This window comes from Streptomyces sp. NPDC005485, from assembly GCF_040606085.1.
Taxonomy (GTDB): Bacteria; Actinomycetota; Actinomycetes; order Streptomycetales; family Streptomycetaceae; genus Streptomyces.
In genome coordinates, this window is the sequence record NZ_JBEXDZ010000023.1 from 46,456 (window position 1) to 69,239 (window position 22,784).

At 71.3% G+C, this 22,784-nt stretch carries 16 protein-coding genes; 3 read left to right on the plus strand and 13 right to left on the minus strand.

The features are described 5' to 3' along the window. Positions 1-109 precede the first annotated feature (109 nt). The 7 genes from ABZS97_RS10955 to ABZS97_RS10985 all read right to left on the minus strand — a co-directional run bounded on the left by ABZS97_RS10955 (position 110) and on the right by ABZS97_RS10985 (position 11,224). Positions 110-928: a serine protease gene (locus tag ABZS97_RS10955; protein ID WP_356136038.1), complete on the minus strand. Its 819-nt coding sequence runs from the start codon at positions 926-928 to the stop codon at positions 110-112. A gap of 131 nt (positions 929-1,059) precedes the next feature. After that, on the minus strand, positions 1,060-2,598 hold the full coding sequence (locus ABZS97_RS10960) for an RNA polymerase sigma factor (protein ID WP_356136040.1): 1,539 nt from the start codon (positions 2,596-2,598) through the stop codon (positions 1,060-1,062). A gap of 406 nt (positions 2,599-3,004) precedes the next feature. Further along, positions 3,005-3,892 (minus strand): FCD domain-containing protein, encoded by an 888-nt coding sequence (locus ABZS97_RS10965; protein ID WP_356136042.1) that lies wholly within the window; start codon positions 3,890-3,892, stop codon positions 3,005-3,007. Positions 3,893-4,054: 162 nt separating this feature from the next. Then, a complete protein-coding gene (locus ABZS97_RS10970) occupies positions 4,055-5,815 on the minus strand; it encodes an ABC transporter ATP-binding protein (RefSeq protein ID WP_356136044.1) in 1,761 nt (586 codons plus the stop codon). 117 nt (positions 5,816-5,932) lie between these two features. Then, entirely contained in the window at positions 5,933-6,691 is a 759-nt protein-coding gene (locus ABZS97_RS10975; RefSeq protein WP_327432220.1) for an NUDIX hydrolase, read from the minus strand. A gap of 130 nt (positions 6,692-6,821) precedes the next feature. Then, complete coding sequence (locus tag ABZS97_RS10980) at positions 6,822-8,732, minus strand: glycogen debranching N-terminal domain-containing protein (protein ID WP_356136046.1); 1,911 nt, start codon at positions 8,730-8,732, stop codon at positions 6,822-6,824. 833 nt (positions 8,733-9,565) lie between these two features. Next, positions 9,566-11,224: a DUF4192 domain-containing protein gene (locus tag ABZS97_RS10985; protein ID WP_356136048.1), complete on the minus strand. Its 1,659-nt coding sequence runs from the start codon at positions 11,222-11,224 to the stop codon at positions 9,566-9,568. Between the two features lie 133 nt (positions 11,225-11,357). On the opposite strand from ABZS97_RS10985, the gene ABZS97_RS10990 reads away from it, so the two are divergent. Both ABZS97_RS10990 and ABZS97_RS10995 read left to right on the plus strand, forming a co-directional pair. Continuing rightward, positions 11,358-13,541: a RecQ family ATP-dependent DNA helicase gene (locus tag ABZS97_RS10990; protein WP_356136050.1), complete on the plus strand. Its 2,184-nt coding sequence runs from the start codon at positions 11,358-11,360 to the stop codon at positions 13,539-13,541. A 224-nt stretch (positions 13,542-13,765) separates the two neighbouring features. Beyond that, positions 13,766-14,392, plus strand: a complete 627-nt coding sequence (locus ABZS97_RS10995; RefSeq protein WP_356136052.1) for a hypothetical protein — start codon at positions 13,766-13,768, stop codon at positions 14,390-14,392. A 600-nt stretch (positions 14,393-14,992) separates the two neighbouring features. Here ABZS97_RS10995 and ABZS97_RS11000 read toward each other — a convergent pair. The 3 genes from ABZS97_RS11000 to ABZS97_RS11010 form a co-directional block, all read right to left on the minus strand. Then, positions 14,993-15,619 (minus strand): hypothetical protein, encoded by a 627-nt coding sequence (locus tag ABZS97_RS11000; RefSeq protein WP_356136054.1) that lies wholly within the window; start codon positions 15,617-15,619, stop codon positions 14,993-14,995. A gap of 68 nt (positions 15,620-15,687) precedes the next feature. Then, positions 15,688-16,389: a ribonuclease HII gene (locus tag ABZS97_RS11005; RefSeq protein ID WP_356136056.1), complete on the minus strand. Its 702-nt coding sequence runs from the start codon at positions 16,387-16,389 to the stop codon at positions 15,688-15,690. Positions 16,390-16,550: 161 nt separating this feature from the next. Continuing rightward, entirely contained in the window at positions 16,551-17,174 is a 624-nt protein-coding gene (locus ABZS97_RS11010; RefSeq protein ID WP_356136058.1) for a TetR/AcrR family transcriptional regulator, read from the minus strand. A 197-nt stretch (positions 17,175-17,371) separates the two neighbouring features. Here ABZS97_RS11010 and ABZS97_RS11015 point away from each other — a divergent pair, with 197 nt between their 5' ends. Further along, complete coding sequence (locus ABZS97_RS11015; RefSeq protein ID WP_356136060.1) at positions 17,372-18,922, plus strand: MFS transporter; 1,551 nt, start codon at positions 17,372-17,374, stop codon at positions 18,920-18,922. A 179-nt stretch (positions 18,923-19,101) separates the two neighbouring features. On the opposite strand, the gene ABZS97_RS11020 is transcribed toward ABZS97_RS11015, so the two are convergent. The 3 genes from ABZS97_RS11020 to ABZS97_RS11030 form a co-directional block, all read right to left on the minus strand. Further along, entirely contained in the window at positions 19,102-20,574 is a 1,473-nt protein-coding gene (locus ABZS97_RS11020) for a DUF4173 domain-containing protein (RefSeq protein WP_356136082.1), read from the minus strand. A 519-nt stretch (positions 20,575-21,093) separates the two neighbouring features. Continuing rightward, positions 21,094-21,999 carry an ADP-ribosylglycohydrolase family protein gene (locus tag ABZS97_RS11025; protein ID WP_356136062.1) on the minus strand — a complete coding sequence of 302 codons (906 nt, stop codon included), beginning with the start codon at positions 21,997-21,999 and terminating at the stop codon, positions 21,094-21,096. 78 nt (positions 22,000-22,077) lie between these two features. Beyond that, positions 22,078-22,737 (minus strand): histidine phosphatase family protein, encoded by a 660-nt coding sequence (locus ABZS97_RS11030; protein WP_356136064.1) that lies wholly within the window; start codon positions 22,735-22,737, stop codon positions 22,078-22,080. Positions 22,738-22,784: the final 47 nt, after the last annotated feature.

Genomic DNA, 22,784 nt, shown 5'->3' on the forward strand with positions numbered 1-22,784 from the left:
CACTTCGCATCAACGACGAGCGAGTGCCGGCATCAGGCCGGTGAGCGGGCGGCCACCCCCTGGAGACAGGGAGTGGCCGCCCGTACTCGTACCGTTTTCGCGCTCCGCTTCAGCGGCTTCCGGCCAGCGTCCGGACGACGTCCGAGACCCGCGTGTAGACACCGGGGCTTCGGGCCAGCCCACAACCGCTGCCCCACGAGACGAGACCGATCAGCCGCCCCTGGGCGACCAGAGGCCCACCACTGTCGCCCTGACAGGCGTCCCGGCCACCTTCGAGCTCACCGGCACACAGCATGGAAGTGGGCTCGTACGTTCCGTCCGCACTGCCCGGGTAGGCCCGTTGGCACGCAGCATCGGCCAGCACCTGCACATGGGCGGCCCGCAGGCTTCGCGCGTAGGCGCCACTACCCGTCGTATCGCCCCAGCCGTAGACCATGGCATCCGTACCCGGCGTGTACGCGGGGTCCCCGGACGGTGCCATACGGATGACCGAGGCTCCCGGAAGCGGGGAGGCAAGGGTGAGTACGGCGAAGTCGCCTGCGTTGGTGTAGCGGTCATAGGACGGATTGACCCGGATGTCCCTCACCGGGATCTCCGCGCCTTCGCCCGAGAGCAGGTCGCCACGGCCTGCGATGACCTTCAGGTCCCGCGCCTGGCGCGGCGGCGTCCCCAGGACATCCTCGCCCACGCAGTGGGCCGCGGTCAGCACGGTCGCCCTGTCGATCGCCACGCCCCCGCAGAACTGCCCCGCGCGCGTACCCCCGAACCGGTCACGGCTGGACAGCGCCACCGTCCACGGACTCTGGGAGATCTCGACCGGATGGCCGCCGATGACGATGCTGTCGGCCGCCGCACGGCCGGGGGACGCCAGCGGTATCGCTGCCGCCGCGGCCGCAAGGGCCAGCGCTGAGGCGAAAGGACGGCGCATGCGCGCTCCTCACTCTGGGATGGTCATGGAACACCCAGAGTGATCCAGTGCCCGTGAGCCCGCACGCCGCGCACGCGACGAGGCCCGACCCCCATGCGGGAGTCGGGCCTTCGTCGACGTACGGCCGAGGCCTAGTCGAGGTAGTCGCGCAGCACCTGCGACCGCGACGGGTGGCGCAGCTTCGACATCGTCTTGGACTCGATCTGACGGATCCGCTCGCGCGTGACGCCGTAGACCTTGCCGATCTCGTCGAGGGTCTTCGGCTGACCGTCGGTGAGACCGAAGCGCATCGAGACGACTCCCGCCTCACGCTCCGACAGGGTGTCCAGGACGGAGTGCAGCTGCTCCTGCAGGAGCGTGAAGCTGACCGCGTCGGCCGGGACGACGGCCTCGGAGTCCTCGATGAGGTCACCGAACTCGCTGTCGCCGTCCTCACCCAGGGGGGTGTGCAGCGAGATGGGCTCGCGACCGTACTTCTGGACCTCGATGACCTTCTCCGGGGTCATGTCGAGTTCCTTGGCCAGTTCCTCCGGGGTGGGCTCGCGGCCCAGGTCCTGGAGCATCTGGCGCTGCACGCGCGCGAGCTTGTTGATGACCTCGACCATGTGCACCGGGATACGGATGGTGCGGGCCTGGTCGGCCATGGCGCGGGTGATCGCCTGACGGATCCACCAGGTGGCGTACGTGGAGAACTTGTAGCCCTTGGTGTAGTCGAACTTCTCGACCGCGCGGATCAGACCGAGGTTGCCCTCCTGGATGAGGTCCAGGAAGAGCATGCCGCGGCCGGTGTAACGCTTGGCCAGGGAGACCACCAGACGGAGGTTGGCCTCCAGCAGGTGGTTCTTGGCGCGGCGGCCGTCCTCGGCGATGATCTCCAGCTCGCGCTTGAGCTTCGGCGCGAGCTTGTCGGCGTTGGCCAGCTTGTCCTCGGCGAACAGACCGGCCTCGATGCGCTTGGCGAGCTCGACCTCCTGCTCGGCGTTGAGCAGCGGGACCTTGCCGATCTGCTTGAGGTAGTCCTTGACCGGGTCGGCGGTGGCACCGGCGACGGCGACCTGCTGGGCCGGCGCGTCGTCCTCGTCGTCGTCGGAGAGGACGAAGCCCTTGTTCTCGGCTCCCTCCTCTTCCTCTTCGCCGGGCTTGCCGGCGGCCGCGCCTTCCTCGCCCGCCTCGTCGTCGACGAGCTCGGCGTCGTCCTTCTTGGCGGTGGTCTTCTTGGCCGCCGTCTTCTTGGCGACCGTCTTCTTTGCGACTGCCTTCTTGGCGGTCGTCTTCTTGGCAGCGGCCTTCGGCGCGGACGCGTCCTCGGTGGACTCATCGGAAGCAGGCATGACAGGGGCGGCGGCGGTGGCCTTCTTGGCGGTCACCGTCTTGGCGGCGACCGTCTTGGTGGCGGTGCGCTTGACCGGACTCTTCGCTGCGACGCTCTTTCGGGTGCGCTTGGGCTCCGCGGCACTGACCATCAGCGTCACACCCTCTTCCTCGAGGATCTGGTTGAGGCTGCGCAGTACGTTCTTCCACTGAGTGGCCGGAATCTGGTCAGCTTCGAAGGCCCGACGCACGTCATCGCCGGCGATCTGCCCCTCAGCCTTTCCCCGCTCGATGAGCGCCATGACAGAGACGGACTCGGCGATCTCAGGCGGGAGCGTACGGGATGTGCTGGCCGACACGAACAACCTCTCGGAACGTTGGGAAACGGCTTCCGGCCCCATCCATTGCGGACAGGAACCGACGACCGCCGACTTGGGGATGGGTCGACGGCGCGGGCGGGGGCCGGGAAGATGCACAGCGCCATGAATGGCGTCCGTATTCCCTCCGCGGCTGTCACCTCTTAAGTCATCGCGCTGTTCCGAGGAGCGTTACGCCCAATCTGCGTGGCCCGAGTCACACCCCGTAAGCACACAAAAGCGTGCAGATATGGTCAGACAAGGTCACCGATGGGATCACCTCCCATCACGCCGCCCGGACCTCGCCGGGTCCCAGGAGGATCCGGCGGGTCCGACAGCGGATGGTTCACCGGCCGAGCGATGCCACGAGCGGGCATACGACCCCGACCGCGCCGCCCTCGGTACGCGGTCAGTGCTCGCGCGGCGCGGGCACCACGCGCTCCACCTCGGGGTGGACCATGAGCAGTTGCCGCATGGCCGCCTCGGCCGCCGCACCGTCGGCCGCCGCGAGCGCGTCCGCGATCCGGCCGTGATGCGCGAGAGAGGCCTCGGTCGGCCGGTCACAGCCGGTGACGGGGCCGCCGGAGACCTGGAGAGCGGCCGAGACGATCCCGGAGAGGTGCTCCAGCATGCGGTTGCCCGCGAGCTGGATGAGGAGCGAGTGGAACTCCGCGTCGGCCCGCGAGAAGGTCAGCGCGTCGCCCTGCGCCATGGCGTGGCCCATGATCTCGACCATGTCGCCGAGTCGCTGTTGGACCTCCTCGCGACCGTGCCCGGCGGCGAGGCGGGCGGCGAGCGGCTCGATCGTCCAGCGCAGCTCGCTCAGCTCGCGCCGCTGGTCGTCGCGCTGCGGACCGTAGGCCCGCCACTCGATGATGTCCGGGTCGAGGAGGTTCCAGTCGCTGACGGGGCGTACGCGCGTGCCGACGTTGGGGCGGGCACTGACCAGACCCTTGGCTTCCAGGACGCGGAGCGACTCGCGGACGACGGTGCGGGAGACCTCGAAACGCTGACCGATCTCCTCGGGTACGAGCGGGCGGTCGGCGCCCAGGTCGCCGGAGACGATCATCTGGCCCAGTTGCTGGACGAGTTGGCCGTGCAGCCCGCGTCCACGGCTGCCCGCGGTACGCCGGCCCATGCGGCCCAGCTCCGGGTCCGCGCTCTCCCACACGGGGGCGCCGACGCGGTCGGCACCAGGGGCCTCTGCATAGGGGTAGCGGTCGAGTTCGCCCGGGCCGGCCAGGCCGGAGTCTGCGGAGCGGGCGGCGGTCATCATGGTGTGCGCAAGGGTACTCACGGATCCTTTGTCGGCGCCGCCTCCAACTCCCTTGAGGTCTTTGGTGAAAAGCACACGAAAGGGTGATCGCTCACACCGTCGCAATTGACGCCTTATCGGAAAGAAATGGGCGTTCTCCGGGGAGTTGTGAGCACGACAGGAACGGAAGGGCGCGGGCGGTCGTCATCGGACCCTGCCGCGCAGGGTCGTGAGCAGATATGCGCAGAGCAGGCCGGTCAGCGACAACATCAGCGCACCGCCCACGGGTTGGGCGACCACCCGCGCTCCGGCCGCCAGATACCGCTCTCCTCCGAACGGCCACTGCATCAGCACGAGCTCGCGCAGCCGCTCCGGAAACCCGGCCGCCGTCCGCACGGACGGCCTCTCCAAGGCTTTTTGTACGAGCGGTACGACGAGAATCGGCACGGCGAGTACCGCCGCGAGTCCGGCGGTCGTGGACCGGAACAGGCCCGCGGCCAGCACGCCCGCCCAGGCGCAGCCCACCATGAGCCCGATCCAACCGGCACTCAGGGAGAGCCAGTCCGCGGGAACTCCGGCGAGCTCCCGTCCGTAGACGAGATAGAGCACTTCGAGGTCGCAGCCCACGGCGAGGAAGGCCAGTAGCAGCGCGGTGACCCCGGAGACGAGCAGTTTCGCGGCGAGCAGCCCCAGGCGGCGGGGGACGGTGCCGCGGTCCGCGGCCAGGGCGGGGTGGCGGAACTCCTCGCCGAAGGCGATCGCCCCCAGCAGCCCCGCACCGAGCGCCGCGGGCGGCAGAGGGAAGTCCTGCGGCCACGCCGCCAGGAGGTACGACTGGGGCGTGTGCCCGATTCTGGCGAGGAGCACGGACAGGAGCGCGGAGGTGACGAGTACGGCGGCTGCCGTGAGGTAGCCGGTGCCGACCCCGGCGGCGCGGCGCAGCTCGTAGCGCAGCGGTCGCAGCGGGCTGGGAGCCTGCCGTACGGCGATGGGGGGCGGGAGGGGCGACAGCGCGTCGCCCGTCGGCTTCTCTGCCGGATCGGGCGTGGCGAGCTCGCCCGCCCCGTCCTCGGCGGGTTGCGTGGCGCCTGGACCCATGTCACCGATCTCGTCGGCGAGTTGGTGTACGAGGATGCCGTGCCGGAAGGCGGTCTCGCCCACGTCGGCGCATGTGCTGCCGTACACCGAGAGGCGGTTGCCGTCCTCGCGTACGACTTCCACGGAGCGCTGTGCGGCCCGGGCCTCCTTGGCGAGCAGCGCACCGAGGCGGGCTGCGTGCGGGCTGCGGACGGCGACACGTGGGCGCAACCGTGTGCGAGCGAAGTCCGCGGCCTCCTGGTCGGCGGCGAGCCTCCCCTCCTCCAGAGTGACGACCCGGTCGGCGGATCGCGCAGCCTCCTTGGGATCGCCCGTGGTGAACAGCACGGTGCCGCCCTGGGCGGCGTGCGCGCGCAGGATGTCGTGCAGCCAGCGGGCCTCACGGGTGGCGAGCCCGTCGGCAGGGTCGTCGAGCACGAGGGTGTGCGGGTCGGCCAGCAGTGCGCAGGCCAGTCCCAGGCGCCGGTCCATCCCGCGCGAGAGGGTGCCCAGACGTTCGTCGCGCAGGCTGACGAGGCCCACCACTTCGAGGACTTCGTCGGCGCGCCGCACGGGTACCCCCGCGGCGGCGCAGAGCATGCGGAGTTGACCGCGGACGGTGCGTGCCGGATGGCCGGCGATCTCGCCCATCAGCACCCCGACCTCGCGCGACGGATGGGCGATCCGGTGCAGCGGACGGCCTCTGAAGTAGGTGATGCCGCGGCCCTGTTGGAGTTCGAGCATGAGCTTGAGCACCGTCGTCCCACCGGCGCCCGGGGCTCCGAGCAGCGCGGTGACACGGCCCGCCTGCGCCTCGAAGGACACGTCGTCGACAGCGGGCGGAAGCTCCTTGCGGGGGTTGCTGGTCAGTCCGATGGCCTGGATCACCCAAAGCAAGATAGCGCGACATTTCCGGTTTTCCGGGCACCTTGGAAGTCGCCCCGGGCAGGCCGGGCGACTCGCGCAGGCTCGCTCCCGCTCAGGCCTTCCGCACCGTGCCCGCCGTCAGACCTCGGGGCGCAGCATCGGCGGATTGAGCAGCGTGGCGCCTCCCGCGCGAAAGAGCTGGGCGGGGCGGCCTCCCTGGCGCGTGGTCGTACCGCCCGTGGGCACGAGGAAGCCCGGTGTGCCCGTCACCTTGCGGTGGAAGTTGCGCGGGTCCAGCGCTACGCCCCACACCGCCTCGTACACGCGGCGCAGCTCTCCGACGGTGAACTCGGTCGGGCAGAAAGCGGTGGCCAGCGACGAGTACTCGATCTTGGAGCGGGCGCGTTCCACACCGTCCGAGAGGATCTGCGCGTGGTCGAAGGCGAGCGGTGCCGCCTGCTCGCCGTCGCGGCCGTATCCGCCCTGCTGGAGCAGTTCCTCGACGGGCGCCCAGCGCGCGCTGTTGGCGTCGCCGCCCGCCCGGGGCGCGGGCAGGTCGGGGGCCAGCGCGAGATGGGCGACGCTGACGACTCGCATCCGGGGATCGCGCTTGGGGTCACCGTAGGTCGCGAGCTGTTCCAGGTGCGCACCGTTGTCCTGAGCGGGAGCGGACGGATCGTGGGCGCACAGACCTGTCTCCTCGACCAGCTCGCGCGCGGCCGCCTGCCCCAGGTCCTCGTCCGGCCGTACGAAGCCGCCAGGTAGCGCCCAGCGGCCCTGGAAGGGCTGCTCGCCCCTCCGTACCGCCAACGCGCACAGGGCGTGGCGGCGCACGGTCAGCACGACCAGGTCCACGGTGACAGCGAAGGGCGGAAAGGCTGACGGGTCGTAGGGCATGCCGCGATCATAGTCGTCTGCCTGACGATAAACAGTCCCTTCGTCGGCCGCATCCACGGCTGATCCTTTTCCGTCCCGTATGGGCATCACGGCTGCCGCCGATGACCGCTCCAGGTCGCATCCTGCAAGGTCACGCTCCCAACTGAAGCCCGTCGGCCGCCTCCTCCACCATGGCGAGGCCGAGCCTGCTGACCCGTACGGAGAAGGGCTCGCCGGCGATCCGCAGCCCCGTCAGCCCGATCTCGCCCAGCGGTGCGCTGTGCACGGGGCGCAGTGTGACTGTTCCGGCCGGGGCGTCGGGGCGGATCCCTGCGAGGGTGGTGAGGAGCAGTACTCCCGCGGCCGCGGCGGTGGCCGCGGGGCGGCAGGCGGCGGGATGGGGCACGGGAGCGCTCCCTTCGGTGCGCTGCTCCCCCGCGTACATCTCGGGGAGCCGGTATCCGAAGGCCTCGGCCGCTGCCAGCACACCCCGCAGCAGCGATCCGGCCTCCTTCTCGTAGCCCGCCGCGGCCAGCCCGGCGACGGCAACCGCCGTCTCCTGCACCCGCACGGCGCCGGAGCGATGACCGAACGGGTTGTACGCCGCCTCCTTCGCGCCCAGGCTGCGCAGCCCCCATCCCGAGTCCATGGCCGGACTGCCGAGCAGCCGTGCCAACTGCTCCGTGCGCACTCTGTCCAGCAGTCCGGGGGCCCGCTCGCCCGCACCGAGCAGACCGGTGTCGAGGAGGTGAACGGTGCCCGCCCCGAGGTGGGAGACGGACCACCCGTCCGCGGATCGGGCGGCTGCCGGTCTGCCGCCTCCCCGGTCTTCGACCCAGAAGTCCTCACGGAACGCGGCCCGCAGCTCCTCGGCCCACTGGCGCAGCCCGACAGCTCCCGGCCGGCCGTACGCGTCGAGCAGGTCGGCACCCAGCAGCGCCGCCCGGTGGGCGTGAGCCTGTGTCTCGCAACGCAACGGTCCGCCGGGATGCGGGTCGGGCAGATAGACGCCGTCGCCGGCGGTGGCCCGCAGCCAGCTCAGGCACCGCTCCGCAGCGGGCAGCAGTTCCTGGGTCTCCTGCTCCGCGAGCCCCCACCTTCGGGCCTCCGCGAGAAGCACCGGGAACAGCAGGGTCGCCTCGGTGCCCGTGCAGCCGGGTGGCAGGTGGGGACCCGCGTCCCGTCTCGGGCCGGGGATCAGGCCCGCCCGGGGTCCCGGACCCGTGAGTTGGGTGCGCGCCAGGGTCCGCAGCGTTCCTGCGGCCAGCCGGGTGCCGAGTGGCAGAGCCATGCGCGCCGCGATGAGTGCCTCGGCCGGAGCGAGGCCGCAGCGCCATGGTGCCCCGGCCGCGAGGTGCATGTCGGACGGGTTCCCGGGATCGCGCAGCAGCAGGGCCTGCAGGTCCTCGACGCACGTCCGCAGCAGTGCCTGGACTCCGCGGTCGTCACCCGCGGCCCGAGCCGGTGCGAGGGGGCTCGTCACCTCCCGTCCCGCCACCCTGATGGGTCCCGCGCCGTCCAGCCGTACGCGCAGGTCCACGCTTCGGGTGCCTCCCGGTGGCAGTTCCAGCTCCCAGCGCAGCAGTCCCGCGGAGGCCAACGCGTCGGTGGGGGGAGGATCCGCGGTCACGGCCGCGTGTCCGGCGGCACAGGACCAGCGCAGGCCGGAGTCGTGGACGCTCGCGGGCAGTTCGGGTCCGGCACGACCCGAGGCGACCGAGCCCAGATCCGCAAGGTCCGTGCCCAGGGCCACCTCGACGGGCACCCGAAGGGTGCGCAGGGCGGCGCTGCGCAGGGTGATCCGTTCCGTGCCGTCCGCGTGCCGTGTCCGTTCGACCACGAGGTCCGGGTCCGGGCCGCCGGCGGTGGACGCGCGCAGCGTCCCCACGAAGCGGGCCCGGTCGGCCGCGATCATCCGGGCCTGCACGGCGAGCGGTTCCCGGCCGGCCACGCGTACCTGGCAGCGGGAGAGCACCCGCCGCCCGGCGCGGTAGAACCCCTCCAGCCCCTGACCGGTCAGCTGTCCCTGCTCCGTGGAGATCGCCAGAGCCGGCAGGGCCACGCAGATCAACGTGGTGTGAGCGGGTGGCAGATCCGCGCTGCTTCGCGGTACGGGAAACACCCCGTGCGGGGCTGCGGGGCCACCCGTCCCGACAGGATTCCGCGCGGTGCCGGCCGCTGCAGCGCGCGGGACCGGCGGGCCGCTCCGAAACATGCGGGGCTGCCCGGTCGAGCGAACAGGAGTCAAGGGAACAGGACGAGAGTCGCCGTCGTCGGCGAAGGACGGGATCGGCAAGGGCATGGGGCGGTCTCCTCCGCGCTCGGTGCGCCTTGGGTGCGCTCGGCGCCGGGTGGGGGCTTCGGAGGGGCGAGGGCGACGGCATGACCCGGTCCCGGGCTCCGCCACTCAGGTGAACGGAACGGGCCTGTCCGGAGTCACGCCCGCACGCGGGGAAGCCGACCGAATGGCGGTGAGACGGCGACGTGCGGGGTGCGCGGTGACGGGCCGGGGTGCGGTCGGCGCGCCGGGGGGGACCGCCGGGCACAGCCAGGGCCACCCTGCGTCGACTCCCGGTGCGGTGAGGGTGCGGACGGGACACGGAAGCGCTCGGAGCAAGATCCGCCCGGCCCGCCTCGGGGCAGGGACGGGGTCCTGCCTTGGAGGTCGTACGGACTGGCGAACCGGACAGAGCACGACGGCTCGCTTGCGCGTCACCTCGGGCGGCCGTACCGCGCAAGCGCGTCCAGGCCGGTGGATGCCCAGCGTCCCTCGGCGCAGGTCCGCCTACGCCACGCCGGACGGGAGCCCGTACGCCTCCCAGGGCGTCACTCCGCTCCAGAGCCAGGCTCCCTGTCGTCCGGGCCACACCGCGCCTCCGCTCCCCGCCTCGACCCTCACCCGTCCTCCCCCACTCCCTGCTGGTCGCCGTCATGGAGTGCCTGTGTCCGTGTCCGACCGCTCGCACCCCCCGCCGTACGCCCTGGGCCTCCTCCGGCGGGCGAAGCCCCGTCAGCCGGTCGACGCCGACGGCTGCCTGCCGACCCCGAGGCACGCCTGGTCGGGCTCTCTCCGGTTTTCGCCGCCTGTCGTGCCCGGCGTCGTCGGCGCGCGACGGTCGCCCCAGGGTGGGCCGCATCCGGAGCCTCACCAGTGCCGTCGCCGGGCCCGACACCACCGTCCGGCACGGACGAGCGGGCATGCGCACACGCCTCTGTGGGTTCGGATTCCCTGTTCGCGGAGTCCGAACGGGCAGCGTGCGTGGGGGCGGCGTCCGAAGGGGCACGGTCCAAGGGATCGGAGTTCGCGGACCTGTCCGGTCCCGCCGCCGCTCGACCGGTGCGTTCCGTGCGCAGACAGCGGCGGACGGACTCCGGGTCCAGTCCCTCGTTGCAGGCCTGGTGCAGGAGGCGGGCGAAGAGGTAGTCGGAATCGGCGCCGAGGGCCATGGCCAAGGCTTCCCGGGCTTCCAGCTCGTCGCCGGTTGACCAGGCGACCCAGCCGGCGAGCGTGAGCGGTGGCGCGGCGTGCTCGTGGTACGGGCCGACACACCGGCGGGCCAGCGCTCGCCACAGCCGCAGGGCCGGACCCGCCTCGTCGCCCTCCATCCACTCGGCCGCGCGATCGCGGGTCGTGCGGTCCTGAAGGCCGAGGATCAAGGTGGCGGCCTCGTCGTCGTCGAGGAGTCCGTCGTCGCGGAGGTCAGCGGGCCGCGTGCCGGAGACGGCGGGAGCGTCGGCGAGCCGATCCATGATCCGGCGGGCCAGTTCGAGGGTCTCGTCAGCCACGCTCTGACGGCTCTCGGCGTCCAGAATCCTGGGAACGAGCGCCATGGAAGCCGTGTCGAGTGCGATCTCCTGCTCCAGTGCCCCGGTGATCTCCTGAGGAGTGAGCCTGGCCGTCAGCTCGCGCAGGGTGCCGCGAACCTGGAGACCGGCGTAGGTCGCGGCGGCGGCCAGTACGGAGGTGCCCGGCAGGCCCATCGGCTCGCCCCCTCCCGGGCAACAGCCCCGGCCCGGGCAGCAGTACGACCAGAAGCGGCCGTCGGAGATGCAGAGCGCCTCGACCACGGGGACGTCGAGGCGGCCGCAGGCCGTGCGCAGCAGCTGTGCCAGCGGGCGGAGTCGCTCCATCACGTCCTGACCCGACTCGCCGGCCCGCGGTTCCTGGCAGAGGTAGGCGACCATGCTCCCGGGTCGGGCGCCCCGACGCTCGCTTCCGGTCACCAGGCCTTGCGAGAGCTGCTGGGCCACGGACGGCCAGTCGCCCGCGGTCGCGGGGATGCCGAGCCGGGCCCGTCCGCCGAACCGGCCGCGTCGCTCCCCGTCGTGCAGGGCGACCAGGACGATGCTGTCCTCGGGCCGGTACCCGAGCAAGTACGGAAGGGCGTCTGCCAGTTCGGCCGGGGTACGCAGGGTGACCTGGTGCTCGGCGCAGAGCCCGGAGGCGGTGCCGTGGCCCGAGAGCGCCTCAGCGCCTTCGCGCCCTTCGCGCTTGTCGTGCCCGCCGATGTCGCTGTTGCCGGAAGAACCGGCCGCTTCGCTGTGATTCGTCATGCCGTGACCATCCCGCGGATCTTCAAATTCCGCTTCGGCCTGTGGATAACCCCAATCAGGGACACGTCAGACATTGTCCACAGCATCACGCGCTCGTTCGCGCGATGTCCGACCCATCGGGTTGCATGGGGCCATGAGCAACGAAGAACCAGGACCCACCACAGCCCCGGAAGACCTGCGCGCCGCGGCCGACGCCGTCCTCGCCCGCCTGGTCGGCGCCCCGGCGGGCGAGGCCCGCCTGCGCGAGGACCAGTGGCGTGCCATCAAGGCCCTGGTGGCCGACAAGCGCAGAGCGCTCGTCGTGCAGCGCACCGGCTGGGGCAAGTCCGCGGTCTACTTCGTCGCCACCGCGCTGCTGCGCGAGCGGGGCGCCGGGCCCACGGTCATCGTCTCCCCTCTCCTCGCGCTCATGCGCAACCAGGTGGAGGCGGCAGCGCGAGCCGGGATCCGGGCCAGGACCATCAACTCCTCCAACACGGAGGAATGGGAGACGATCCAGGCCGAAGTGGCCGCGAGCGAAGTCGACGTCCTCCTGGTGAGTCCGGAACGGCTCAACAACCCGGACTTCCGCGATCAGGTGCTGCCCAGACTGGCCGCGGCCACCGGCCTGCTCGTGGTCGACGAGGCGCACTGCATCTCCGACTGGGGCCATGACTTCCGGCCGGACTACCGCAGGCTGCGCACGATGCTCGCCGATCTCCCGTCCGGCGTCCCCGTCCTGGCCACCACCGCGACCGCCAACGCGCGCGTAACGGCCGATGTCGCCGAGCAACTGGGCACCGGCGGCACCACGGACGCGCTGGTCCTGCGCGGCCCGCTGGACCGGGAGAGCCTGAGCCTCGGTGTGCTGCGGCTGCCGGACGCCGCCAACCGGATGGCCTGGCTCGCCGAGCACATGAACGAGCTGCCGGGCTCCGGGATCATCTACACCCTCACGGTGGCAGCCGCCGAGGAGGTCACCGCGTTCCTGCGCCAGTGCGGGCACACGGTGTCGTCGTACACGGGAAAGACGGAGAACGCGGAGCGCCAGCAGGCCGAGGAGGACCTGCTCGCCAACCGCGTCAAGGCGCTGGTCGCCACCTCCGCGCTGGGCATGGGCTTCGACAAGCCCGACCTCGGATTCGTCGTGCACCTGGGCTCCCCCTCCTCCCCCATCGCCTACTACCAGCAGGTCGGCCGCGCGGGCCGCGGTGTGCAGCATGCCGAGGTGCTGCTGTTGCCGGGCAAGGAGGACCAGGCGATCTGGGAGTACTTCGCGTCGCTCGCCTTCCCCCCGGAGGAGCAGGTGCGCCGCACCCTGGACATCCTGTCCCGGTCCGACCGACCGCTCTCCCTGCCCGCCCTCGAGCCTCTGGTGGAGCTGCGCCGGTCCCGCCTGGAGACGATGCTCAAGGTGCTCGACGTGGACGGTGCCGTGCGCCGCGTACAGGGCGGCTGGATCTCCACGGGCAACGCGTGGATGTACGACACCGAGCGGTACGCCTGGGTCGCCAAGCAGCGGGCGGCCGAGCAGCAGGCCATGCGTGACTACGTCACAACGACCGAGTGTCGGATGGAGTTCCTGCGACGCCAGTTGGACGACGAGGGAGCGGCGCCGTGCGGACGCTGCGACAACTGTGCGGGAGCACGCTTCGAGACGACCGTGTCCCCGGCGACGCTGGACGCGGCAAACGGCGAACTCGGTCGAGCGGGCGTGGAGGTCGAACCCCGGAAGATGTGGCCGACAGGTCTGCCGGCCGTCGGCGTGGACCTGAAGGGGCGCATCCCCGCCGGTGAACAGGCCACGCCGGGGCGGGCCTTGGGGCGGCTCTCGGACATCGGCTGGGGCAACCGGCTGCGACCGATGCTCGCACCGCAGGCCCCGGACGGGCCCGTCCCGGACGACGTCGCGAAGGCCGTGGTCGGCGTGCTGGCCGACTGGGCGAAGGGCCCCGGCGGCTGGGCTTCCGGACACCCTGACGCGCAACCGCGCCCGGTCGGGGTCGTCACCCTGGCCTCACGCAGGCGTCCACAGCTGATCCAGTCACTGGGAGCACGGATCGCGGAGGTCGGCCGACTGCCGCTGCTCGGTTCCGTGGAGTACGTCGGCGAGGCACCGCAGATCTCCCGGAGCAACAGCGCACAGCGACTCAAGGCGCTCGACGGTGCACTGGCGGTGCCGCCCGCGCTGGCCGCGGCTCTCAAGGAAGCGGGCGGTCCCGTGCTGCTCGTGGACGACGCGACGGAGACCGGGTGGACGCTCGCGGTGGCCACCCGGATGCTGCGTCGGGCCGGTGCGCAGGGGGTGTTGCCGCTGGTCCTCGCCGTACAGGCGTGACCCACGCATCTCCGACGGCATCAATGGGCAGGGATATACACGGCACTCTGCCAGAAAACGGTCTGTGGCCCCAATTGCTCGTTGCCGCAACCAAGTTCGACAGGAAGAATTGAGGTCCGCTCCCCGCACGGCTGGCCCGTGGTCCGGTAGGGCTCTGCTGCGGCGTGCGCTCCCCCAAGTCCGACCCCCGCCCGCAGTGTGGGCGCGTAGCCGAAGGGAGGACCGTGACCTTCGGATTCGCTCCGTCCTCGGCGGCATCGATGTCGACGTCTGCCGACCTGTCCGCCAACCCACTGGCCCGGATGCTCGAACCCGCCGAATGGGCCGCCGCCGGGATTCCGCTGCTGCGCGATCCCCGGGAGGTCGTCAGTGGGCTGCACGCCCGGCACCGGCCCAGCCCCTCGACCGCGATCGTGGCTGTCCTCGATCCGGACGAACGGCTACGGGCCAGCGCCTCGTTCACCCGGCGTCCCGCACCGGCCGACGGCTGGATGTTCCGCAACGCACTGCTCTCGCAGCTGCGCCGGGTCATCCCGCACGACCTGCGGCGCCGCACTCCGGTGCGTACGGCCGTGCTGCTCTACTGCCGTGACGGCGACGCGCGTTGGACGGAGGAGGACGGGGCGTGGATGTGGGGTCTGCGGGACGCCTGCACGCTCCATGGGCTGCGCTGCGGGTCCTACATCACGCTGACGCGTGACGGCTGGCAGGTCCTCGGCGAGGGCCGCGGCGGACGCCGTCCCCACGCGGACTCCCCGCCGGAGTCCTTCGCCCTGGCCGAGGCGCCACCGCCGTTGCCGCGCACCGGCGGCGCGGCGTCGGAGGTACTGCGTCGGGCAGCAGCCCGCTGAGGTCAGGGCGCCCACCAAAGGCGGGACCCAGCCATCGAGACGCGTCAGGTCCGCATCCGAGGCCGTACGGCCAACAGGTGCGGACCGCCCTTGCGAGGCTCACAAGGCAACGACGCCATGGGTCCGTCAGGCGGCAAGGGACGGCCATGCGACCAGTCACGCACGGCACCTGAACAACCGGGCGGCGCACGCCATGCGACAGGGTCACCCGCACGGACCTGAAGCCAACACGCAGCAGCGCCGCACCCGCCGACACCGAACACAACTCGGCTCGGCCGGGCGCGGCGCAGCACACACTTACGCACTCGCTCAGCAGGGACACATGCCACCCCCGGGAGCCTGAACGGCGCATCGGCACGTCCCCCGTGCCAATGCCCAGCCCTCGGCGCACGCCGAAAGACCCACCGGACAGATTCCGCAGCAGCGCTACGCACGCCACCCCGCGCACGCGCACGGGAAGCAGGCCTCCGCACTCCGTACTCCGGAAGCAGCGCTCCGCACGCACCGAAAGGCGTCAGAGCACCATCCGAACGCCCTGATCGCGCCACGGGCAAGCCGCGGACGCGCCTCGGACATGCTCCCGGCAGGTTCCGGAACCGCTCAGACCCCGGCGCCCAGTACCGCGTTGATCTGCTGCGGGTCGCCGCAGACGATCATCAGGGCACCGGCCCGGCCGAGGGCCGGCGGGAGGGCGGAGGCGGCAGCGGTGTCGGAGCCGCCGTTGACGGCGACCACGACGACGGGGCGGGACGCGGCCCGCTCCACGACGGAGGCGTCGGCGTAGAAGACGTCGTCACCCGCATCGTGCTGCGCCCAGTAGGCGGCCTCGCCGAAGGACAGTTCGTGCGCGGCCCACGGGTGGGGGTCGCCGGTGGTGATCACCAGCACCTCACCAGGGACGCGACCGGAGTCCAGCAGCAGGTCGACGGCTTCTTCGGCGGCGTCCAGCGCGCCCTCGGCCGAGGCCGGGATCAGCTGGATCTGCGGGGTCGCCGCAGCGACCGCGGTGGCCGGGGCGGACGGCCCCGGCACGGCCGCGGCAGGTTCGCGCGGCGTGCGTTGGGCCGGCATCGGCCGGACAGGACCCGGACGGCCCGGACGTGGCGGAGCCACGGGACGGGGGCCGGGTACGGGACGGGGGGTCGGCGCGGTACGGCCGGCGGCCGAAGTGGCGCGGGGACCCTGGGCACTCTCGTGAATCTGAGGCTCCTCGGGAATGAGAGGCATGAACTGATTTTTATCAAACGCCGGTGCGACACGCTCCGGCGGGTGGCACATGAGTGCGAGCGGAATCGTCAGAAATCGAAGCCGAGCTGGCCCTCGATTTCCGGAACGCTTCCGTCCGCCCAGCTGCGGACCTTCTTGAGGTGCCGCCACTGGGGCAGCGCATCAAGATACGCCCACGACAGCCGGTGGTACGGGGTGGGGCCCCGCTCCTCCAGCGCGGCTTTGTGAACCGGCGACGGATACCCGGCGTTGGCCGCAAAACCGAAGTCTGCATGGTCGATGCCCAGTTCGGCCATCATTTTGTCGCGCCGGACCTTGGCGATCACCGAGGCCGCCGCGACGGCGACGCAGGACTGGTCGCCCTTGATCACCGTTCGGACCTGCCAGGGATGACCGAGATAGTCGTGTTTCCCGTCGAGGATGATCGCGTCGGGGAGGACCGGCAGCGACTCCAGGGCGCGCACCGCCGCGAGCCTCAGGGCGGCCGTCATCCCCAGGGCGTCGATCTCCTCGGGCGAGGCATGCCCCAGGGCGTACGACGTCACCCACTTCTCCAGTTCCACGGCGAGCGTCGTACGCCGCTTGACGGTGAGGAGCTTGGAGTCGGTGAGTCCCTCGGGCGGACGGCGCAGTCCCGTGACCGCGGCGCAGACGGTGACCGGGCCGGCCCAAGCGCCACGCCCCACCTCGTCGACACCGGCAATGATCTTCGCTCCGGTCGTGGCGCGGAGGGAGCGCTCAACAGTGTGGGTGGGTGGTTCGTACGGCATGGCAGCCTTAGCCTACGCCGCTGCGAACCCCACCCGACACCGCGGTTCCCGAAGCGGCCCGGAAGCACCCACGGACGCGAAGCCCGAGGCGTTCCACCACCGGCGGACGCGGGCACGACGAAGCCGTCCAAAACCGGCCACACCCCGCCCGATCAGCGTGATCACGCGCCGTTCGGCCGAAGCAGCGGCACCATCAGCTGGTCGATCATCTCCTCCAGATCCCGCTTGCCCCATTCGCTGGCGCACACCTTGGAGCGGTACATCATCATGGCCGGGATGGCGTCGAAGACGTAGGGGTTCGCCGCGTCGGAGCGGACCTCCCCCCGCTCGATTCCGCGCCGGATGACCTCTCGAAGCAGGGCAAGGGTCGGTTCGATGACCCCGCCGAGAATCACCCCGTGGAAGCGTTCGGCCTGCGCGGCATCGCATTCGTGAAGCACCGAGCGGAGGGCGAACCCGGGGCGCGAGAACATCGCCTCGCGCACTTGCAGACACAGCGCCAGCAGATCCTCCCGGACGCTGCCGAGGTCCGGTGCCTGCTCGATCCGGGGCAGGGCGGCCTCCAGGGCGTCCGCGACGAGGTCCTCCTTGGACGGCCAGCGCCGGTAGACCGCGGCCTTGCCCGTCTGCGCTCCGGCGGCGACGCCTTCCATCGTGAGGGCGTTCCAGCCGACCGTGCTGAGCTGCTCCAGCGCGGCATCGAGGATGGCGCGCTCCAGTACGGCACCGCGCCGGCGCGGGGAAGCCGGCTGAGCGGGGGTGGCCGTCCAGTGCGAAGTAACCATCTGAGTGTCTCCGTTGAGCTTGAGCTTGACCGTGAGGAAGCGGGGAGGTGGAGGGAGCGGATCGGTGGCGCCATGCGGCACCGGGACGCGATACGGCACTGACTTCAGTGAACGCTTGCGTTCACTGAGGGGGACTCACTACCGTTGACGCGGCAGTGAACGCGAGCGTTCACTAAGGCACTTGTGGGGGACCCATAGTGACAACCTCTCAGTTGATAAAGGATCAGAAGCCAGGAGCGGCCCGTCGGGAGGGACATCCCGGCGTAGCGCTCGCCGTCATCGCGGCCTGCCAACTCATGGTGGTACTCGACGCGACGATTGTGAACATCGCACTCCCGCACATTCAAGACGCGCTCAAATTCAGCACGACCGACCTGACGTGGGTGGTCAGCGCCTACACCCTCACCTTCGGCGGACTGCTGCTCCTCGGCGGCCGCGCGGGAGACATCCTCGGGCGGCGCCGGGTCTTCATGACCGGGATCCTGCTGTTCACGCTCGCCTCGCTGCTGGGCGGCCTGGCTCAGGAGCCCTGGCAGCTGCTGCTCGCACGCGCCCTCCAGGGCGTGGGTGGTGCGATCGCCTCGCCCACCTCGCTCGCCCTGATCACCACCACCTTCCCCGAGGGCCCGGAACGGAACCGGGCCTTCGCTGTCTTCGCCGCCGTCTCGGCGGGCGGTGGCGCCATCGGCCTCCTCGCGGGCGGCATGCTCACCGAGTGGCTCGACTGGCGCTGGGTGCTCTTCGTCAACGTACCCATCGGTGTTCTGATCGCAGCGCTCGCGCCGGTGTACATCAACGAGTCCGAGCGTCATCCGGGCCGCTTCGACATCGCGGGTGCGCTCACCTCGACGGCCGGAATGGCGTCCCTGGTGTACGGGTTCATCCGCGCCTCGGAAGAGGGCTGGCGGGACAGCCTCACCATCGGGTCCTTCGGAGCGGCCGTCGTGCTGCTGGTGGCCTTCGTCCTCATCGAACTGCGGGCCAAGGAGCCGATCACCCCGCTGAAGATGTTCGCCGACCGCAACCGCTCGGGCACGTACGTGATCATGCTCAGCCTGGCTGCCGCGATGTTCGGCATGTTCTTCTTCATCGTGCTGTTCGTCCAGAACGTGCTGGGCTACACGCCGATCGAAGCCGGTCTGGCCTTCCTCCCGGTGACGGTCGCGATCGCCATGGGCGCCGGCCTGTCGCAGCGCTTCCTGCCCGTCCTCGGCCCCAAGCCGTTCATGGTCACCGGTTCGACGCTGGTCGTGCTCGGCCTCGGCTGGCAGACCTTCATCAGCCCCGACAGTTCGTACGCCGGCGGGGTGCTCGGGCCGATGCTGCTGTTCGGCTTCGGCATGGGGCTGAACTTCGTGACGCTGACGCTCACCGCGGTCTCCGGTGTCCCCGTGCACGAGGCGGGCGCGGCCTCGGGTCTGCTCAACGCCACGCAGCAGGTGGGCGGTTCGCTCGGCCTGTCCATCCTGACCACGGTCTTCGGAACGGCCAGCCGCGACGAGGCGGAGAAGCAGGTACCGAACTTCCTGGCCAACGGCTCGGCGGAGCAGAAGGCGGAGTTCGCCAAGACGCATCAGCTGCCCGCGCCCTGGGGCCACGACGTGCTCGCCGAAGGCATCTCGACCGCCTTCGTCCCGGCCGCCGCGATGGCCGTACTGGCCCTCGTCACCGCCACTGTGGTGATCCGCGTCCGCAAGAGCGACCTGGACGCGCTCGCCGGCACGGCGGGACCCGCCTCGGGAGGCTGACGCCACCAGAGGCTGATCGACCCATCAGGCCCCGACGGGGCCGCGGAGGCCGGGCCGGGTCCGGGGACCGACGGCGAGGACGACGGTCCGGCCCTCCGCGGGCCGCAGACAAGAACGAGGGCGACACCGAGGCCCGGAGCCGAAAGCCGTGGCAGCTCGCGACGGGACGAGGGGGACGCTCATCGATAGGAGACGTCGTCCCCCACGTTGTGGCACGTCTCCCAGTTCGCATCCTTCGACAACGGCCGCTCACGAAGGATGTCCCGGGCGCGGGCCTCGCCCCAGCTGGTGGCATACCAGGGCTTCTGGTCGTCGGCCAGGTCGTTCGCGATCAACCTCAGTGCGCAGGAACGCGCCGGTTCCTTCAGCTTGTCGAGGGCCGGTACGGCGTCGGCGCTCAGGTTGCGCGCGTACTCGAGGTCGAACTTGCCCGTGTCCTCGTAGCGCTGGACGTTGCTCCCGGCGATCAGGCCGTCGGGCGACAGCAGTCCGAAGGCGAGCACGCCCGCCGCGGCACTGGCCGCGACGGCCCGCGGCAGCCAGCGGGCACCCCACACCCCGGCAGCCATGATGAGCACGATGACCAGGCCGAGCCAGAGCTCCATGGCCACCACCGAGACCCTCAGCCGCGTCAGTCCATAAGCCTCCACGTACATGTCCATGCGTCGCACCGCCGATGCCACGACAACGAGCGCCAGCGCGCACAGAGTTCCCAGTACACCGCGCACCAGCGTCCGGTCGCGCGCTCCCCCGCGCGGGGCCCAGCGCAGCGCGAAGACGATGACGAGCAGGGTCAGCAGGGTGACCAGGAGCAGCTGCCAGAAGCCCTGCCGCGCGTACTCCGCGTATGTCTGGCCGGTCTTGTCCAGTACGGCGTCGTAGCCGCCGAAGAGCACGGCGAGTTGGACTGCGTTGAAGGCCGCGAAGAGCACGGTGAGCACGATCAGCGGCAGTGCCCACTCGACCCGCCCCCGGGCGCGCCCCTCGGGCACCTCGACGCGGTCCCACTGAACGGGCGCGGCGGCCGTGTGCGCTGCCGCCAGCGCGCCGACCACGCCCAGCGCGAGGAGCAGGACACGCCAGGGACCACCGGAGACGGAGGCGTCCGGCATGAGATCGCCGAGGAGATCGGCGAAGGCGGCGTCGGCCTCCGCGAACAGCACCCCGAAGACCACGAGCAGGACCGCCGTCACGACGAGGGCACGCAGCAGAGGACCGATTCGCCCGCGGGCGCCGCCGGACCGCTCGCGCAGCCCCTGCCAGCCCCATACGGGACCGGTGACCAGCGCGTTGAACAGCCCGATCGGACCGAGCAGGACGGCGGGCCAGCGGCGGCCGCCGTGCAGTGCGAGCGAGCCCAGCGCGAGCGCCGTGACCACGGCCAGGAAGGACGGCCAGTCCGCGTCCCGCAGAGCGGGCACGGCCAGCAGGGCCAGCCCGCCGATGCCCCAGACAAGCGTCCACGCGCGCGGGAGCCTGCCCGCGTCCTGCGCGGCGAAATACGCGGCCAGCGCGGCCGGGATCGCCACCAGCAGGAGATTGATCGCGAGCCCGTCCCCCAGGAGCAGCATGCTCAGCACTCCGGTGGCGAGCGCGGCCCACAGAGTGGCCGTGCGCACCGGGGCCGGTTGCCCGAACCGGAGATCTGCCAGCCAGGAAGTGGGGGCAGGAGACGGGCGGTCCCAGTCGTTGCCCACGCCCACCGAGGTCGCCACCCCTGACGTACCGGACCTCGTGGACACGGCAGTAGCAGCCGAACGGCTCCCCGGCACCGCGTCCTGCGGCTCGCCCTTCCTCGTGGTGCCGTCCCCCGAGGCCTGCGCTTTCGGTCCGGCCCGCTCGGAATCCTTCGGCTCGGGCGTGGACGGTGTGTCGGACACGGGACCCCCTCCCAGCCGGCCGCCACGCGCAGACAGCTCACGACACGCCGCGGCGGCGGAGGGCTGGTGCTGGCGACCGGTATCTCGTTCGGCACGCGCCCGGCATGATCAACAGGCGGCGTGGCGGAAAGGGTATCCACGTGCAGGCCATGCGGGTCTGTCGCGGGGACGCTGTAGCAGGCCTGTGACAGAGGGAGGGGTTTCGACGACCGAGGCGAAGCCCCACGGGCCGCTACGCCCTCCCGACCCACGGTCCAGGCTGTATGGACCCGTGCGTACAAGCCCTACGGCCTACACAGACGCAGGTGCCCAGCCCGGCAGTTCCTCCGTCTGCTCCACCCACGCGCTCGGCGGCGCCCCCGCCTTTCCGGCGGCAACCACACCACCCACGATGGCGCACGTCGTGTCCATGTCGCCGCCGACCTGGGCGGTCGCCCAGAATGCCTCTTCGTAGTCACCCAGGACCCGGGCTGCCGACCAGAGCGCGAACGGCACCGTGTCGTGCGCCGTCGTACGCCGTCCGCAGCCCAGCACCGCGGCGACCGTTCCGGCGTCCGCGTAGTCGAGCATGTCGCGGGCGCGCCGCAGTCCCGCGCCCACGGCACTGCGCGGGACGAGCGCGATGACGCCGTCGAGCAGCGCCTCCGCACTGGGCGGACCCTCCGGGGCGGCGGCCAGGGAGGCCGCGGCGGCGACCGCCATCGCGCCGACCACGGCCTCGCGGTGCTGATGGGTGGGGTACGCCGAGATCTCGGCCTGGTGCGTCGCCTGCTCGGGGTCGTCGGCGTACCAGGCGCCCAGGGGGGCGATCCGCATCGCTGCGCCGTTGCCCCACGATCCCTGTCCGTTGAAGAGCTGCGAGGCCAGCTCACGCCAGTCGCCGCCCTCGCGGACCAGCCGCAGCAGCCGGTTGACGGCGGGGCCGTAGCCGCGGTCGAAGTCATGGTGCTCGGCGAAGGAGCGGGCCAGTTCGTCCTGGTCGATGCGGTGGCGGGCGGCCAGAACGGCCACTACGGAGCAGGCCATTTCCGTGTCGTCCGTCCACTGCCAGGGGCCGGGCGGCAGCTCGCGGCGCTTGAGCAGCGGATAGTTCGCAGGCACGAAGAACTGTGAGCCGAGCGCGTCCCCCACCGCGAGTCCGCGCAGGCTGGCGACGGCGCGCCCCAGGCGCCCGTCGGGAGAGGAGTCAGCGGTCATCGCCCTGCCACTCTAATTCGTTGTCGGCACATCCGGCACAGCCCGCTGCGCCCGGACCTGATCTTCAAAGCGTGAGGCCTACCCCGTGACGCCGTACGGCTCGGGATCACGCCAGCGTTCGAATGGACGGTCCAGGGTGTACCGGCCGTCGTCACCGAGAACGAGCATCCGCGTCTCGCCGTTCCCGGGATTCGACAGCGACTCGAAGTCCGCGACCGACCAGTGGAACCAGCGCATGCAGAACAGTCGCATGGCGAGCCCGTGCGTCACCAGGAGGACGTTCGGCGGGTGGTCGGGCGCTTCGAAGCTCCGGTAGAGGCTCTCCAGGAAGCCACCGACCCGGTCGTACACGTCGGCGCCGGACTCCCCCTGGGCGAAGCGGTAGAAGAAGTGTCCGTACGCGTCCCTGTACGCCTTCTGCAGGCGCACGTCGTCGCGGTCCTGCCAGTTGCCCCAGTCCTGCTCGCGCAGTCGCGGCTCCTCGCGGACGCGCACGAGTCCGGGGTCGAGATGGAAGGCCCGGAAGGTCTCGTGGGTGCGGCGGTACGGGGAGACGTAAACGCTTACGCGCTCCCTGCCGAACAACTCCCGCAACTGCTTGCCCGTGTCCTCCGCCTGCTGGCACCCCTTCTCGGTGAGTGCCAGTGCGTGGTCGGGCTCGCGTTCGTAAACGGAGTCATCGGCATTGCCCACCGACTCGCCGTGCCGGACAAGAACGATGCGCCGTGGTCGTGCCATGCCAAAACCCTAGATCGGTTGCGGGCCGATCGAGCACTCGTACGGGC

Bases quoted from the DNA above. Each gene is read 5' to 3' on its own strand.
- ABZS97_RS10955 (WP_356136038.1), bottom strand. From the start codon at position 928: ATGCGCCGTCCTTTCGCCTCAGCGCTGGCCCTTGCGGCCGCGGCGGCA.
- ABZS97_RS11000 (WP_356136054.1), bottom strand. From the start codon at position 15,619: ATGCCTCTCATTCCCGAGGAGCCTCAGATTCACGAGAGTGCCCAGGGT.
- ABZS97_RS11025 (WP_356136062.1), bottom strand. From the start codon at position 21,999: ATGACCGCTGACTCCTCTCCCGACGGGCGCCTGGGGCGCGCCGTCGCC.
- ABZS97_RS11010 (WP_356136058.1), bottom strand. From the start codon at position 17,174: ATGGTTACTTCGCACTGGACGGCCACCCCCGCTCAGCCGGCTTCCCCG.
- ABZS97_RS10975 (WP_327432220.1), bottom strand. From the start codon at position 6,691: ATGCCCTACGACCCGTCAGCCTTTCCGCCCTTCGCTGTCACCGTGGAC.
- ABZS97_RS10990 (WP_356136050.1), top strand. From the start codon at position 11,358: ATGAGCAACGAAGAACCAGGACCCACCACAGCCCCGGAAGACCTGCGC.
- ABZS97_RS11005 (WP_356136056.1), bottom strand. From the start codon at position 16,389: ATGCCGTACGAACCACCCACCCACACTGTTGAGCGCTCCCTCCGCGCC.
- ABZS97_RS10985 (WP_356136048.1), bottom strand. From the start codon at position 11,224: ATGACGAATCACAGCGAAGCGGCCGGTTCTTCCGGCAACAGCGACATC.
- ABZS97_RS11030 (WP_356136064.1), bottom strand. From the start codon at position 22,737: ATGGCACGACCACGGCGCATCGTTCTTGTCCGGCACGGCGAGTCGGTG.